Annotated in this window: 14 protein-coding genes; 12 read left to right on the top strand and 2 right to left on the bottom strand. The window is 73.3% G+C overall.

What is annotated here, in order from left to right:
* Both ABT085_RS04315 and hemW read left to right on the top strand, forming a co-directional pair.
* The coding region (locus tag ABT085_RS04315) for a PP2C family protein-serine/threonine phosphatase (RefSeq protein ID WP_351601816.1) at nucleotides 1–702 on the top strand (702 nt) is incomplete at its 5' end.
* A gap of 63 nt (nucleotides 703–765) precedes the next feature.
* Entirely contained in the window at nucleotides 766–1,998 is a 1,233-nt protein-coding gene (gene hemW / locus ABT085_RS04310; protein WP_351601813.1) for a radical SAM family heme chaperone HemW, read from the top strand.
* A 58-nt stretch (nucleotides 1,999–2,056) separates the two neighbouring features.
* On the opposite strand, the gene ABT085_RS04305 is transcribed toward hemW, so the two are convergent.
* On the bottom strand, nucleotides 2,057–2,863 hold the full coding sequence (locus tag ABT085_RS04305; protein WP_351601809.1) for a DUF3097 domain-containing protein: 807 nt from the start codon (nucleotides 2,861–2,863) through the stop codon (nucleotides 2,057–2,059).
* 34 nt (nucleotides 2,864–2,897) lie between these two features.
* Nucleotides 2,898–3,788: an MBL fold metallo-hydrolase gene (locus ABT085_RS04300; RefSeq protein WP_351601806.1), complete on the bottom strand. Its 891-nt coding sequence runs from the start codon at nucleotides 3,786–3,788 to the stop codon at nucleotides 2,898–2,900.
* 165 nt (nucleotides 3,789–3,953) lie between these two features.
* On the opposite strand from ABT085_RS04300, the gene hrcA reads away from it, so the two are divergent.
* The 10 genes from hrcA to ABT085_RS04250 all read left to right on the top strand — a co-directional run bounded on the left by hrcA (nucleotide 3,954) and on the right by ABT085_RS04250 (nucleotide 15,177).
* Nucleotides 3,954–4,970, top strand: coding sequence for a heat-inducible transcriptional repressor HrcA (gene hrcA, locus ABT085_RS04295; protein ID WP_351601828.1), 1,017 nt, complete (start codon nucleotides 3,954–3,956; stop codon nucleotides 4,968–4,970).
* Nucleotides 4,971–6,110, top strand: a complete 1,140-nt coding sequence (dnaJ, locus tag ABT085_RS04290; RefSeq protein ID WP_162469791.1) for a molecular chaperone DnaJ — start codon at nucleotides 4,971–4,973, stop codon at nucleotides 6,108–6,110.
* A gap of 167 nt (nucleotides 6,111–6,277) precedes the next feature.
* Complete coding sequence (locus ABT085_RS04285) at nucleotides 6,278–7,354, top strand: nitronate monooxygenase (RefSeq protein WP_351601803.1); 1,077 nt, start codon at nucleotides 6,278–6,280, stop codon at nucleotides 7,352–7,354.
* The gene (locus tag ABT085_RS04280; protein ID WP_351601801.1) at nucleotides 7,351–8,091 is read left to right on the top strand and encodes a 16S rRNA (uracil(1498)-N(3))-methyltransferase; all 741 of its coding nucleotides are present in this window, start codon (nucleotides 7,351–7,353) and stop codon (nucleotides 8,089–8,091) included. Before ABT085_RS04285 ends, ABT085_RS04280 begins: the two co-directional genes overlap by 4 nt.
* 16 nt (nucleotides 8,092–8,107) lie before the next feature.
* Nucleotides 8,108–8,500: a VOC family protein gene (locus tag ABT085_RS04275; protein WP_351601798.1), complete on the top strand. Its 393-nt coding sequence runs from the start codon at nucleotides 8,108–8,110 to the stop codon at nucleotides 8,498–8,500.
* Between the two features lie 130 nt (nucleotides 8,501–8,630).
* Nucleotides 8,631–9,164, top strand: coding sequence for a hypothetical protein (locus tag ABT085_RS04270; protein WP_351601795.1), 534 nt, complete (start codon nucleotides 8,631–8,633; stop codon nucleotides 9,162–9,164).
* A gap of 45 nt (nucleotides 9,165–9,209) precedes the next feature.
* Nucleotides 9,210–12,446 carry a S41 family peptidase gene (locus ABT085_RS04265; protein ID WP_351601792.1) on the top strand — a complete coding sequence of 1,079 codons (3,237 nt, stop codon included), beginning with the start codon at nucleotides 9,210–9,212 and terminating at the stop codon, nucleotides 12,444–12,446.
* A 139-nt stretch (nucleotides 12,447–12,585) separates the two neighbouring features.
* A complete protein-coding gene (locus tag ABT085_RS04260) occupies nucleotides 12,586–13,809 on the top strand; it encodes an RNA-guided endonuclease InsQ/TnpB family protein (protein ID WP_351601789.1) in 1,224 nt (407 codons plus the stop codon).
* 102 nt (nucleotides 13,810–13,911) lie between these two features.
* The gene (locus ABT085_RS04255; protein WP_351601786.1) at nucleotides 13,912–14,265 is read left to right on the top strand and encodes a histidine triad nucleotide-binding protein; all 354 of its coding nucleotides are present in this window, start codon (nucleotides 13,912–13,914) and stop codon (nucleotides 14,263–14,265) included.
* 6 nt (nucleotides 14,266–14,271) lie between these two features.
* The gene (locus ABT085_RS04250) at nucleotides 14,272–15,177 is read left to right on the top strand and encodes a ribonuclease Z (RefSeq protein WP_351601783.1); all 906 of its coding nucleotides are present in this window, start codon (nucleotides 14,272–14,274) and stop codon (nucleotides 15,175–15,177) included.
* Nucleotides 15,178–15,179: the final 2 nt, after the last annotated feature.

Here is a 15,179-nt window from a genome sequence, read left to right as displayed (position 1 = left end):
GTCTACGAGCCCCGGGACAAGGGCGGACCGAGCGGCGACTTCTACGACCTCTTCCCGGCCGGCGACGGGCGCTGGTGCTTCGCCGTCGGTGACGTCCAGGGCAAGGGCCCCGAGGCGGCCGTGGTGATCGGCCTGGCCCGGCCCTGGCTGCGGCTGCTGGCCCGCGAGGGCTATCGCGTCGCCGACGTCCTGGACCGCCTCAACCAGCTCCTCCTCGACGACGCCACCGAGGCCGCGGACGCCTCCGCCCGCGCCCTCGTCGGCCCCACCTCCCCCGGTGACGGCCCGCAGACCCGGTTCCTCTCACTCCTGTACGGCGAGCTCGCCCCCTTCGACGGCGGCCTGAGCTGCACCCTCGCCTCCGCCGGGCACCCGCTGCCGCTGCTCCTGGGGCCCGACGGCGACGTCCGTACGGTCGCCCGGCCGCAGACCCTGCTCGGGGTCGTCGAGGACGAGACGTACACCAGCGAGACGTTCGAGCTGCGTCCCGGCGACAGCCTGCTGTGCGTCACCGACGGGGTGACCGAGCGGCGCTCCGGCTCGCGTCAGTTCGACGACGGCGACGGCCTCGCGGTCGCGCTGGCCGGCTGCGCGGGGCTGGACGCCGAGCTGATCGCGGAGCGGATCATAGGGCTGGTGCACGAGTTCGGCGGGCACCCGCCCGAGGACGACCTGGCGCTGCTGGTGCTCCAGGCGGAATAGCCCCGGACGGGCCCCGGCGCGACAGGCACCGGGGTCCTGCGCGCGTGCGGGACAATGGAGCACATGCCTTCCGCACTCCCCGACGGCGAGCCCGTCCCCGACGACGGCGCGCTGCCCGCGCCCGCGCTCGCCGGGGCCGCCGACCGCCCCCTCGGGTTCTACCTGCACGTCCCCTACTGCGCGACCCGCTGCGGCTACTGCGACTTCAACACCTACACGGCGACCGAACTGCGCGGCACCGGCGGCGTCCTCGCCTCCCGCGACAACTACGCCGAGACCCTGATCGACGAGATCCGCCTGGCCCGCAAGGTCCTCGGCGACGACCCGCGCGAGGTCCGCACGGTGTTCGTCGGCGGCGGCACGCCCACCCTGCTGGCCGCGGACGATCTCGTACGGATGCTCGGCGCGATCCGCGACGAGTTCGGGCTGGCGGCGGACGCGGAGGTCACCACCGAGGCGAACCCGGAGTCGGTGGACCCGGCCTACCTCGCCACGCTCCGCGCCGGCGGCTTCAACCGGATCTCCTTCGGCATGCAGAGCGCGAGACAGCACGTGCTGAAGGTGCTCGACCGCACGCACACCCCGGGACGGCCCGAGGCGTGCGTCGCCGAGGCCCGCGCGGCCGGCTTCGAGCACGTCAACCTCGACCTGATCTACGGCACCCCGGGCGAGTCCGACGACGACTGGCGGGCCTCGCTGGAGGCGGCGATCGGGGCCGGACCCGACCATGTGTCGGCGTACGCGCTGATCGTCGAGGAGGGTACGCAGCTCGCGCGGCGGATCCGCCGGGGCGAGGTCCCGATGACCGACGACGACGTCCACGCCGACCGCTACCTGATCGCGGAGTCGGTGCTGGCGGGGGCGGGCTTCGACTGGTACGAGGTGTCCAACTGGGCGACCTCGCAGGCGGCCCGCTGCCTGCACAACGAGCTGTACTGGCGGGGCGCCGACTGGTGGGGCGCCGGGCCAGGCGCGCACTCGCACGTGGGCGGGGTGCGCTGGTGGAACGTCAAGCACCCGGGGGCGTACGCGGCGGCGCTGGCGTCCGGGCGGTCGCCGGGGGCCGGACGCGAGGTCCTGGCGGACGAGGACCGGCGGGTGGAGCGGATCCTGCTGGAGCTCCGGCTGCGGGAGGGGGTGCCGCTGGGCCTGCTGAAGGAGGAGGGGCTCAAGGCGTCGCGCCGGGCACTGTCGGAGGGACTGCTGGCGCAGGAGGCGTACGACGACGGGCGGGCCGTGCTGACGCTGCGGGGGCGGCTGCTGGCGGACGCGGTGGTGCGGGACCTGGTGGACTGAAGGGTCACCCCGTGGCAGCGGCCACGGCCTGCCCGGCCCGGGGCGCTTCAGGGTGCGTTCAGGGCACGGTCACATGGTCGATGAGACGCTCGACACAGCCCAGCAGCTCCGGTTCCAGGTCCTTGTAGGAGCCCACGCGCGCGAGGATCGCCTGCCACACCGCGCCCGTGTTGTCCGAGGGCCAGCCCAGCGCCCGGCACACGCCCGTCTTCCAGTCCTGGCCGCGCGGGACCCGCGGCCACGCCGGGATGCCCAGGGCCGACGGTTTCACCGCCTCCCAGACGTCGATGAACGGGTGGCCCACCACCAGCGCGTGCTCGCTCGTCACCGACGCGGCGATACGGGACTCCTTGGAGCCCGGCACCAGATGGTCCACCAGGACGCCGAGGCGGGCGTCCGGGCCGGGGGAGAACGCGGCGACGATCGACGGGAGGTCGTCGACACCCTCCAGGTACTCCACGACCACGCCCTCGATGCGCAGGTCGTCGCCCCAGACCTTCTCGACCAGCTCGGCGTCGTGCCGACCCTCGACATAGATCCGCCCGGCGCGCGCCACCCGGGCGCGTGCGCCGGGTACGGCGACCGAGCCGGACGCCGTACGGGCGGGCTGCGCAGGGCCGCCCGCGGACGGCCGGACCAGCGTCACCACGGCGCCCTCCAGGAGGAAGCCCCGCGGCTCCAGCGGGAACACCCGGTGCTTGCCGAACCGGTCCTCCAGCGTCACCGTGCCCGCCTCGCAGCGGATCACCGCGCCGCAGAACCCCGTCGCGGGCTCCTCGACCACGAGACCGGGTTCGGCGGGGACCTCCGGTACGGGTCCGGGCTTCTTCCACGGCGGCGTCAGGTCGGGTGAGTACGAGCGCATTCGCACGACGATAGGAGAAGTCGTCGGCGCGGTCTCACGACACGCCGAAACGCCGCGCCAGCGCGTCCCGCTGGGCCCGGACGAAGGCCGCGTCCACCACCGCTCCGTGACCGGGCACGTACAACGCGTCCTCGCCGCCCAGTTCCAGCAGCCGGTCCAGGGCGGCGGGCCAGCGCGACGGTACGGCGTCGGGACCGGCCTGCGGTTCGCCGGACTCCTCGACCAGGTCGCCGCAGAACACCACCACCGGGTCGCTCGCCACCACCACCGCGAGGTCCCGCGCGGTGTGCCCGGGGCCCACGTCCGCCAGCAGGATCCGCGGGCCGCCGGCCGGCTCCAGGGCCAGGGTGCCGTGCACGGTCCGGTGGGGGCGTACGAGGGCGTCGGCGGCCTCCTCCGCGGCCCGGCGGCCGAGGCCGTTGCGCACCGCGTCCGCACACATCCCGGCGCGATCCGCCCCGTAGAAGTCCCCGCCCCGGTCCGCGGTCCCGCGCCCGCCCTCGCGCCCGTGCCCGTCCCCGGCCGCGCTCCCGCCCGCGCTCCCGCGCCCGTGCGCGTCCGCGCGCTCGTTCCCACTCCCGGTCCCGCCCCCGCCCCCGTTCCCCGTGACGGCCGCCCCCGGCGGCGCGGGCGGTGCGCCTTCTCCCGCCGCCACCAGTACCGTCGCGCCCGCGAACGCCGCCGCCCCGAAGACGTGGTCGAAGTGGGGGTGGGTGAGGGCGAGACGGCGCACCCGGCAGCCGGCGAGCGCCTCCGCCTGCCCGCGCAGCCGGGCACCCTCGGCGAGGCTCGACCCGGCGTCGACCAGCAGCGCGGATCCTGCCCCTGTGATCAGTCCCACCGTGCAGTCCCACACCGGCAGCCGGCACCGCCCGACCCCCTCCGCCAGCCGCTCCCACCCCAGCTCTTCCCAAGTCACCGTCATACCGCGACGCTAATGCCGGAAGCGGGCCCGGCACGACGTCGCAGGCCCAGCCTTGCCCGGGGTGTACCCCACGGCCGTACACTGACTCGGGGACCGTTGGCACTCGCGCGCGCAGAGTGCCAGGCGGCAGGCATCAGGGGACGACAGTCTGGAGGTGTGCGCGAGATGCTGAGCGAACGCAGGCTTCAGGTGCTGCGCGCCATCGTCCAGGACTACGTCGGCACCGAGGAGCCGGTGGGCTCCAAGGCGCTGACCGAGCGGCACAACCTCGGTGTGTCCCCGGCGACGGTGCGCAACGACATGGCGGCCCTGGAGGACGAGGGGTTCATCGCCCAGCCGCACACCAGTGCGGGGCGGATCCCCACCGACAAGGGCTACCGGCTGTTCGTCGACAAGCTCGCGGGCGTCAAACCGATGACGGCACCCGAGCGGCGCGCGATCCAGAGCTTCCTCGACGGGGCCGTGGACCTCGACGACGTGGTGGCCCGTACGGTACGGCTGCTCGCGCAGCTGACCCGGCAGGTCGCCGTCGTGCAGTACCCGTCGCTGACCCGCTCGACCGTGCGGCACGTGGAGCTGCTGTCGCTGGCGCCCGCGCGGGTGATGCTGGTGCTGATCACCGACACCGGCCGGGTCGAGCAGCGCGTGGTCGACTGCACGGCGCCGTTCGGCGAGACCTCCCTGGCGGATCTGAGGGCGCGGCTGAACAGCCGGGTCGCGGGCCGCCGGTTCGCGGACGTGCCGCGGCTCGTGGAGGACCTGCCGGACGCGTTCGAGGCGGACGACCGCGGCACGGTCTCGACGGTGCTCTCCACCCTGCTGGAGACACTGGTCGAGGAGAACGAGGAGCGGCTGATGATCGGCGGCACCGCCAATCTGACCCGCTTCGGACATGACTTCCCTCTCACGATCCGCCCGGTGCTCGAAGCGCTGGAGGAGCACGTCGTGCTGCTCAAGTTGCTTGGCGAGGCTGGTGATTCGGGCATGACGGTGCGGATCGGTCATGAGAACGCCTATGAGGGACTCAACTCCACTTCGGTGGTCTCGGTCGGCTACGGTTCGGGCAACGAGGCGGTCGCCAAGCTCGGTGTGGTCGGACCGACTCGTATGGATTACCCGGGAACGATGGGAGCGGTACGCGCAGTGGCACGGTACGTCGGACAGATCCTGGCGGAGTCCTGAGTGGCCACGGACTACTACGCCGTTCTCGGCGTGCGCCGCGACGCGTCGCAGGAAGAGATCAAGAAGGCCTTCCGGCGGCTCGCGCGCGAGCTGCATCCGGATGTGAACCCCGATCCGAAGACCCAGGAGCGGTTCAAGGAGATCAACGCCGCCTACGAGGTGCTGTCGGACCCGCAGAAGAAGCAGGTCTACGACCTCGGCGGCGACCCGCTCTCCCAGTCCGGCGGCGCCGGCGCCGCGGGCGGCTTCGGTGCGGGCGGCTTCGGCAACTTCTCCGACATCATGGACGCGTTCTTCGGCACGGCGTCGCAGCGCGGACCGCGCTCGCGCACCCGCCGGGGCCAGGACGCCATGATCCGGCTGGAGATCGAGCTGGACGAGGCGGCCTTCGGCACCACGAAGGACATCCAGGTCGACACGGCGATCGTCTGCACCACCTGCAACGGTGAGGGCGCGGCGCCGGGCACGACCCCCCAGACCTGTGACATGTGCCGCGGTCGCGGTGAGGTCTCGCAGGTCACGCGGTCCTTCCTCGGCCAGGTCATGACGTCCCGGCCCTGCCCGCAGTGCCAGGGCTTCGGAACCGTCGTGCCCAACCCGTGCCACGAGTGCGCGGGCGACGGCCGGGTGCGCTCCCGCCGGACGCTGACGGTGAAGATCCCGGCCGGTGTCGACAACGGCACGCGGATCCAGCTGGCCGGCGAGGGCGAGGTCGGTCCCGGCGGCGGTCCGGCCGGCGATCTGTACGTCGAGATCCACGAGCTGCCGCACTCCACCTTCCAGCGGCGCGGCGACGACCTGCACTGCACGGTCACGATCCCGATGACGGCGGCGGCCCTCGGCACGAAGGTGCCGCTGGAGACGCTGGACGGCATGGAGGAGGTCGACATCCGGCCCGGCACCCAGTCCGGCCAGTCGATCCCGCTGCACGGCCGTGGCGTCACCCACCTGCGCGGCGGCGGCCGGGGCGACCTCATCGTCCATGTCGAGGTCCAGACCCCGAACAAGCTCGACCCCGAGCAGGAGCGCCTGCTGCGCGAACTGGCCAAGCTGCGCGGCGAGGAGCGTCCGCAGGGGCAGTTCCAGCCGGGACAGCAGGGACTGTTCTCGCGGCTGAAGGACGCGTTCAACGGGCGCTGACCCGAGCGGCCGAGGACATGAAGGGCCCGGGGGCTGCCTGCCCCCGGGCCCTTCGTCCGTACCGCGCGTCCGCTCGCGGCCGCGGCCCGTACGGCACCCGCAGGTCCGGCCGCGGGCCGCGGACGGCCCGATTCGGACTTGTCCGGGGGACGTGACAACATGCCGACATGTCCTCCGCACTGACCGATCTCTGCGCGCATCCGATCGTGCAGGCGCCCATGGCGGGCGGTGTCTCCGTGCCGAAGCTCGCCGCCGCCGTCTGCGAGGCGGGCGGACTCGGCTTCCTGGCCGCCGGGTACAAGACGGCCGACGGCATGTACCAGGAGATCAAACAGCTGCGGAGCCTGACGGCCCGCCCCTTCGGCGTGAACGTGTTCATGCCGCAGCCGGAGTACGCGGAGACCGGCGCCGTCGAGGTGTACGCGCACCAGCTGGCCGGTGAGGCCGCCTGGTACGGCGTGGAGCTCGGCGACCCGGACAGCGGGCGCGACGACGGCTACGACACCAAGCTCGCGGTGCTGCTGGACAACCCGGTGCCCGTGGTCTCGTTCCACTTCGGGGTGCCCGACCGGGACACGCTGGACGCCCTGCGCCGGGCCGGCACCCGCACGATGGTCACCGCGACCACCGTCGAGGAGGCCCTCGCCGTGGAGCGGGCGGGCGCAGACGCGGTGATCGTGCAGGGCGTGGAGGCGGGCGGACACCAGGGCACCCACCGCGACCTCCAGGAGAACGACGGCTGCGGCCTCGCCCTGCTCGCCCTGCTCGCGCAGGTCCGCGAGAGCGTGGGCCTGCCGCTGGTGGCCTCCGGCGGCATCATGCGCGGCAGCCAGATCGCCGCCGTGCTGGCGGCCGGCGCCGAAGCGGCCCAGCTCGGCACGGCCTTCCTGGCCACCACCGAGTCCGGCGCGCACACCGTGCACAAGCAGGCGCTCACCGATCCGCTGTTCGCCCGCACGGAGCTGACCCGCGCGTTCTCCGGGCGGCCGGCCCGCGGCCTGGTCAACCGCTTCCTGCGCGAGCACGGGCCGTACGCGCCCGCCGCGTATCCCGAGATCCACCACCTCACCGCGCCGCTGCGCAAGGCCGCCGCCCTGGCCGCCGACGCGCAGGGCATGGGGCTGTGGGCGGGCCAGGGCCACCGGATGGCCCGCGAGCTGCCCGCCGGGCGGCTGGTCGAGGTGCTGCGCGCCGAACTGGACGCGGCCCGGGCCGCCTTCTCGCAGGGTGGTGAGGTCCGATGACCGCTCCGGTCTTCGTCGTCGACGACGTCCGCGCCGACGGCGCCGGGCAGTACGTCCTCGACGGCCCCGAGGGACGGCACGCGGTGTCCGTGAAGCGGCTGCGGGCGGGCGAGACGGTCGTCCTCACCGACGGCGCCGGACGCTGGGCCGAGGGCGAGGTGGCCGCAGCCGAGGGCAAGGACCGGCTGGTCGTCGACGTGCGCGAGGTGCACGAGGAGCCGGTGCCCACGCCCCGTATCACCGTCGTGCAGGCGCTGCCGAAGGGCGACCGGGGCGAGGTCGCCGTCGAGACCATGACCGAGGTCGGTGTCGACGCGATCGTGCCGTGGGCGGCCTCCCGCTGCATCACCCAGTGGAAGGGCGAGCGCGGGCTGAAGGCGCTCGGCAAGTGGCGGGCCACCGCCCGCGAGGCCGGCAAGCAGTCCCGGCGGGTGCGCTTCCCGGAGGTCGCGGACGCGGCGACGACCCGTCAGCTCGGCGCGCTGCTGGCGGCCGCCGACTTCGCCGCCGTGCTCCACGAGAGCGGCGACGCGCCGCTGGCCGCCGCCGAACTGCCCACCGAGGGCGAGATCGTGCTCGTGGTCGGTCCGGAAGGCGGCGTCTCCCCCGAGGAGCTGGCCCTGTTCGAGCAGGCCGGGGCGCGCCCCTACCGGCTGGGCCCCAGCGTGCTGCGCACCTCGACCGCGGGCACCGCGGCCGCGGCCCTGCTGCTCGGCCGCACCGGACGCTGGTCCTGACCGCAGGGAGGACACCGTGGAACTCGCCCAGGTACGGCTGCTCGTCACCGACTTCGCCGCCTGTTACCGGTTCTACGCCGACGTCCTCGGCCTCAGACCGCAGTCGGGGGCGACGCAGGGGCCGTACGAGAAGTTCGGTCCCGCCGCCGGATCGGCGGGCATCGCCCTCCAGGACCGCGCGACGATGGCCCGCATCCTCGGTGAACTCGGCGACCCGGCGACCGGCCACCGCTCGCTGGTGGTCCTGCGCGTCGACGACCTGGACGCCTACTGCGCGCAGATCACCGCCCGCGGCGCGATCCTGCTGCACGGCCCGGCCGAGATGACCGAGCGGATGCGGGCCGCCCACCTCAAGGACCCCGAGGGCAACATGGTGGAGCTCCAGGAGTGGCTGTTGTTGCGCGACTGACCCGGTTCCCGCGCGCTCCCCTCGCGCCCTGCCCGGTGACCCCGGTACGCCCCCTCGGCGGCCCCCGCAGGCCCCATCGTGACCGTATGCGGTCTACCGCCCCACGCCCAGGAGTGGCACGCTGCCGTCCATGGGGGCATTGAGGTGGATTTGGGGCCGCCCGCGCGGGACGCGGGCGCTGGCCGTGGCGTGGTGCGCGCTGGTCGTCGGCGCGGGTGCGGTGGCGTGCGATCCGGGCGGACTGAGTTCCGCCTCGGTGGCGTACACCACCGACCAGACCGCGACGAAGGAGCTTCAGCGCCGGCAGGTGGACGTGCGCTGGCTGACCTGCACGGCCGCGTTCGGCGACAAGGCGGCCACGGCGAGCGCGAGCACCGTCGCCACCGTCGACTGCCAGGGCAGGACGGGCGACGGCCGGGACATCACCGTCACCGGGAAGGTCACCCGGGCCGTGGACGGCGCCTGTGTGCGCGGCGACCTGACCGCCAAGGTGGGCGGCAAGGTGGTCTTCCACGTGAGCGGCCTCGGCGACTGCAGGACCACCCCCTCGCCCGTCGGCGGCGGTCCCGGCGGACAGCACGGCGGGCCGACCGCCACGGTGACCGTCACCAGGACCGTCTGGTGCGTGGACGATCCGCGGTGCCGGCCCGTCCAGGGCAAGTGAACGTCCCTCTGTTCCCGCGTGCCCCTGGCTGCATAGGGTGACCGCGTGACCCAGCCTGCGGCCTCCGCTCCCCTGTCGGCGTACCTTCGTTTCCCGCATCTGCACGGCGAGTCGGTGGCCTTCACGGCCGAGGACGACGTATGGCTCGCGCCCCTGGACGGCGGGCGGGCCTGGCGGGTCAGCGCCGACAACATGCCCGTGACCATGCCGCGCATCTCGCCCGACGGCACCACCGTCGCCTGGACCTCCACCCGCGACGGAGCCCCCGAGGTGCACATCGCCCCGGTCGACGGCGGCCCCACCGAACGGCTCACGTACTGGGGCAGCGCGACGACCAGGGTGCGCGGCTGGACCCCGGACGGCCGGGTCCTCGCCGTCACCACCCAGGGTCAGGCCAGTTCGCGCCGCAGCTGGGCGCGCGCCGTCCCGCTGGACGGCGGACCGGCCGCCGTGCTGCCGTACGGGCCCGTCGGGGACGTGGCGTACGGACCGCACACCGTGCTGCTGTCCGCGCCGATGGGCCGGGAGGCCGCCTGGTGGAAGCGCTACCGCGGCGGCACGGCGGGCAAGTTGTGGATCGACCGCGGCGGCGACGGCGAATTCGAGCGGCTGCACGAGGAGTTGGACGGCAACCTGGAGTTCCCGGTGTGGGTGGGGGAGCGGCTGGCGTTCCTCTCCGACCACGAGGGCACCGGCGCGCTGTACTCCTCCCTCGCCGACGGCTCCGGCCTGCGCCGGCACACCCCCGTCGACGGCTTCTACGCCCGGCACGCGGCGAGCGACGGCCGCCGGGTCGTGTACGCCTCGGCCGGTGAACTCTGGCTGCTGGACGACCTCGACGGGGCCGAGCCGCGCCGCCTCGACGTCCGCCTCGGCGGGCAGCGCACCGACCGGCGGCCTTACCCGGTCAACGCCGGCCGCTGGTTCGGCTCCGCCTCCCCCGACCACACCGGGCGCGGCAGCGCGGTCGCCGTGCGCGGTGCCGTGCACTGGGTCACCCACCGGGCGGGACCGGCCCGCGCGCTGGCCGCCCGGCCGGGGGTACGCGCCCGGCTGCCGCGCACCTTCCGCACGGAGGGCGAGGAGTGGGTGGTGTGGGTCACCGACGCCGAGGGCGACGACGCCCTGGAGTTCGCGCCCTCGACCGGCCTCGCCCCCGGCGCGACCCCGCGCCGGATCGCCGCCGGACGGCTCGGCCGGGTCCTGGACCTGGCGATGGCGCCCGACGGCAGCCGGGCCGCGGTCGCCGCGCACGACGGCCGGCTGCTGCTGGTCGAGCGGGAGTCCGGCGAGGTGCGCGAGGTCGACCGCAGCGAGCACGGCGACGTGGAGGGCCTCGCCTTCTCGCCGGACTCCGCCTGGCTCGCCTGGTCGCACCCCGGCCCGAGCCCGCTGGCCCAGCTCAGGCTCGCCAACACCACCGATCTGTCGGTCACCGAGGCGACCCCGCTGCGCTTCCAGGACTACGCGCCCGCGTTCACCCTCGACGGCAGGCACCTGGCGTTCCTGTCGACCCGTGCCTTCGACCCGGTCTACGACGAGCACGTCTTCGACCTGTCGTTCGTCGAGAGCACCCGCCCGCACCTGATCACGCTGGCCGCGACCACCCCGTCGCCGTTCGGGCCGCAGCGCCACGGCCGGCCCTTCGAGGCCCCCGACAAGGACGAGACGCCCGACAGCGAGGGCACCCCGGCGACCCGGATCGACCTCGAAGGGCTCGCCGACCGCATCGTGCCCTTCCCGGTCGAGGCCGCCCGCTACTCCACCCTGCGGGCCGTCAAGGGCGGTGTGCTGTGGCTGCGCCACCCGGTGCGCGGGGTCCTCGGCGCCTCCCGCGCCACCCCCGACGACCCCGATCCCAAGACCGAGCTGGAGCGCTACGACCTGGACCGGCAGCGCATTGAGCACCTGGCCGCCGACGCCGACGGCTTCGAGGTCACCGGCGACGGCAAGCGGCTGCTGCTGTGGACCGACGGCCGGCTGAAGGTCGTCCCCAGCGACCGGCGCGCCTCGGGCGACGACGACGGCGACTCCCACACCACCGTCGACCTCACCCGGGTACGGCAGAGCGTCGACCCGGCGGCCGAGTGGCGGCAGATGTACGAGGAGACCGGCCGCATCATGCGGGACAACTACTGGCGGGCGGACCTGGGCGGGACCGACTGGCCGGGGGTCCTGGACCGCTACCGTCCGGTGCTGGACCGGGTGGCCACCCATGACGACCTGGTCGACCTGCTGTGGGAGGTGCAGGGCGAACTCGGCACCTCGCACGCGTACGTCGTCGCGCCCGGGGGCCACGGCGGCGGTGCCCGCCAGGGCCTGCTCGGCGCCGACCTCTCCCGGCACCCGGACGGCACCTGGCGCATCGACCGGGTCCTGCCCTCGGAGACCTCCGACCCCGACGCCCGCTCCCCGCTGGCCGCTCCGGGTGTCGCGGTGCGCGCGGGGGACGCGGTCGTCGCGGTCGCCGGACATCCGGTGGACCCGGTGACCGGCCCCGGCCCGCTCCTGGTGGGCACGGCAGGCAAGCCGGTGGAGCTGACGGTCTCCCCGGCCGACGGCGGCGACCTGCGGCACGCGGTCGTGGTACCGACCGCCGACGAGGAGCCGCTGCGCTACCACGCCTGGGTCGCCGGCCGGCGGGCGTACGTGCACGAGCTGTCCGGCGGCCGGCTCGGCTATCTGCACATCCCCGACATGCAGGCGCCCGGCTGGGCGCAGATCCACCGCGACCTGCGGGCGGAGGTGGGCCGCGAGGGCCTGGTGGTGGACATCCGGGAGAACCGGGGCGGCCACACCTCCCAGCTGATCGTGGAGAAGCTGGCGCGCCGGATCGTCGGCTGGAACGTGCCGAGGGGCATGCGGCCCCTGAGCTATCCGCGTGACGCGCCCCGCGGACCCGTCGTCGCCGTCGCCAACGAGTTCTCCGGCTCCGACGGCGACATCGTCAACGCGGCGATCAAGGCGCTGGGCATCGGACCGGTCGTCGGCACCCGCACCTGGGGCGGTGTCGTCGGCATCGACAGCCGCTACCGCCTGGTCGACGAGACCCTGGTCACCCAGCCCAAGTACGCGTTCTGGCTGGAGGGTTACGGGTGGGGCGTGGAGAACCACGGGGTGGATCCCGACATCGAGGTGGTGCAGCGCCCGCAGGACCACGCGGCCGGACGGGACGTCCAGCTCGCGGAGGCCGTCCGGATCGCGCTGGAGGCGCTGGAGACGACACCCGCCAAGTCCCCGCCGGACCTACCGGATCTCCCCGGCGGCCCGGACGCCGGGTGACACTCCGGCTCGCTACCGGAGTTCATTCGCAGTGCATTGGCCTGACCAAGACCAAATGCACATGGATCACGAAAGTACAGTGCCGACCAGTTCTGATCTCTGCATCTGACCCGTAGCCCAAGTATGTAGCGTGACGGACGTGCAGCTCAGGTACAGCTTCCGTCTCTACCCGGACACCGGTCAGCAGGCGGCGTTGGCGAAGGCGTTCGGGTGCGCCCGCGTCGTGTTCAACGATGCCGTGCGCGCCCGTGAGGACGCCCGCAGGGCTGGGCTGCCGTTCCCGAAGGCCGGTGTGCTGTCCACCCGCCTGATCACCGAAGCCAAACGGACACCGGAACGGTCCTGGCTGAGTGAGGTCTCCGCGGTGGTGCTCCAGCAGTCCTTGCGTGACGCCGAGACCGCATACCGCAATTTCTTCGCCTGCCTCAAGGGCACCCGCAAGGGTCCCAGGACTGGTGCGCCCCGGTTCAAGTCCCGCAAGGACAGCCGTCAGTCGATCCGGTTCACCGCCAACGCCCGCTGGTCGGTCACCGGCGGCGGCAGGCTGAACCTGCCGAAGATCGGCGCGGTGAAGGTGAAATGGTCCCGCGCCCTGCCCACCGCTCCCTCCTCGGTCACCGTGATCAAGGACGCGGCCGGGCGGTACTTCGCCTCCTTCGTCATCGACACCGACCCGGCCGTCGACGCCGCCCGGATGCCCGACACCGATCAGACGGTCGGCATCGACCTCGGCCTGACCCACTTCGCCGTGCTCTCCGACGGTACGAAGATCGGCTCTGCGCGGTTCCTGCGCCGGGCGGAGAAGAAGCTGAAGAAGGCCCAGCGGGAGCTGTCCCGCAAGCAGAAGGGATCCAGGAACCGGGAGAAGGCCCGCCTCAAGGTCGCCCGCGCCCACACCAAGGTGGCCGACGCGCGCCGTGATTTCCTCCACCAGCTCTCCACCAAGCTGATCCGCGAGAACCAAGCGATCGGCGTGGAGGGCCTGGCGGTGAAGGGACTCGCGCGTACCAGGCTGGCCAAGAGTGTGCATGATGCGGGCTGGGCACAGTTCGTGGCCATGCTGGAGTACAAGGCGGTCAGGTACGGTCGCACCCTGGTCAAGATCGGCAGGTTCGAGCCGACCTCCCAGACCTGTTCCACCTGCGGCGTCAAAGACGGCCCCAAAACTCTGAACACCAGGGAGTGGACGTGCCTGGCGTGCGGCACCCTCCATGACCGGGACCACAACGCCGCGATCAACGTGAAGACGGCCGCCGGACTGGCGGCATCGGCCTGCGGAGCGCCGGTAAGACCAGGAGCGATCCCGGCACAGCGCGAAGAAACAGGAAGCCGCGGACTCTCGCCCGAACCCTGTGCCGCATAGCGGCGCAGCAATCGGCGGAGAGGGCCGGAATTCTTGGGCTTCGGCCCGAGGAGCATGTCAAGATGCGCTGGTACGCGACCGACCGCGCGAGGAGGCACACGCATGGCAGGGGAGCCGCAGGACGACTGCCTGTTCTGCAAGATCGTGGCGGGGCACGTCCCGGCGACGATCGTCCGTGAGACGGAGACGACCGTCGCGTTCCGGGACATCAACCCCCAGGCGCCGACGCACGTCCTGGTGATCCCCAAGGCGCACTACGCGAACGCCGCCGAGCTCGCCGCCGCCGACCCCGCGCTCACCGCGGACGTGCTGCGCGAGACGCAGACGGTCGCGGACGAGGACAAGCTGGAGAGCTACCGCGTCGTCTTCAACACCGGCGCCGGCGCCGGCCAGACCGTCTTCCACGCCCATGCGCACGTCCTGGGCGGGCGCGGCATGCAGTGGCCCCCCGGGTAGGCGGCGGTGTCCGTACGCGAACTGGTGGTCCTCGGCACCGCCAGCCAGGTGCCCACCCGGCACCGCAACCACAACGGCTACCTGCTGCGCTGGGACGGCGAGGGTCTGCTCTTCGACCCCGGTGAGGGCACCCAGCGCCAGATGCTGCGGGCCGGGGTCGCCGCCCACGACCTGAACCGGATCTGTGTCACCCACTTCCACGGGGACCACAGTCTGGGTCTGGCCGGGGTGATCCAGCGCATCAACCTCGACCGGGTGCCGCACGAGATCACCGCGCACTACCCGCGCTCCGGCCGGTACTTCTTCGAACGGCTGCGCTATGCCACGGCCTACCGTGAGACCGTCGACATCAAGGAAGTCCCCGTCGCCGAGGACGGCACGCTCGCCGTGACGGACACGTACCGGCTGGAGGCGCGCAGGCTCTCCCACCCCGTCGAGTCCTACGGCTACCGGCTCGTGGAGCCCGACGGCCGCCGGATGCTGCCCGAGCGGCTCGCCGCCCACGGCGTCAAGGGCCCGGACGTGAGCCGGATCCAGCGCGAGGGCGCGATCGGCTCCGTCCTGCTGGAGGACGTCAGCGAGGTGCGGCGCGGGCAGCGGTTCGCGTTCATCATGGACACCCGGCTCTGCGACGGCGTGCACGCGCTGGCCCAGGACTGCGACCTGCTCGTCATCGAGTCCACCTTCCTCGACGAGGACGAGGACCTCGCCGTGGAGCACGGGCATCTGACGGCCGGCCAGGCGGCCCGGGTGGCCCGGGACGCGGGCGTACGGCACCTGGTGCTCACCCACTTCAGCCAGCGCTACACCGAACCGGACGAGTTCGAGCGGCAGGCGCGGGCTGCGGGCTTCGAGGGGGAGCTGAGCGTGGCGCACGACCTGCTCCGAGTGCCGGTTCCGAAGCGCAGATAAAA

Source organism: Streptomyces sp. NPDC002265, assembly GCF_040296125.1.
Taxonomy (GTDB): Bacteria; Actinomycetota; Actinomycetes; order Streptomycetales; family Streptomycetaceae; genus Streptomyces.
The sequence above is the reverse complement of the archived record's forward strand: the minus strand, read 5'-3'. Positions and strand labels throughout refer to the sequence as shown.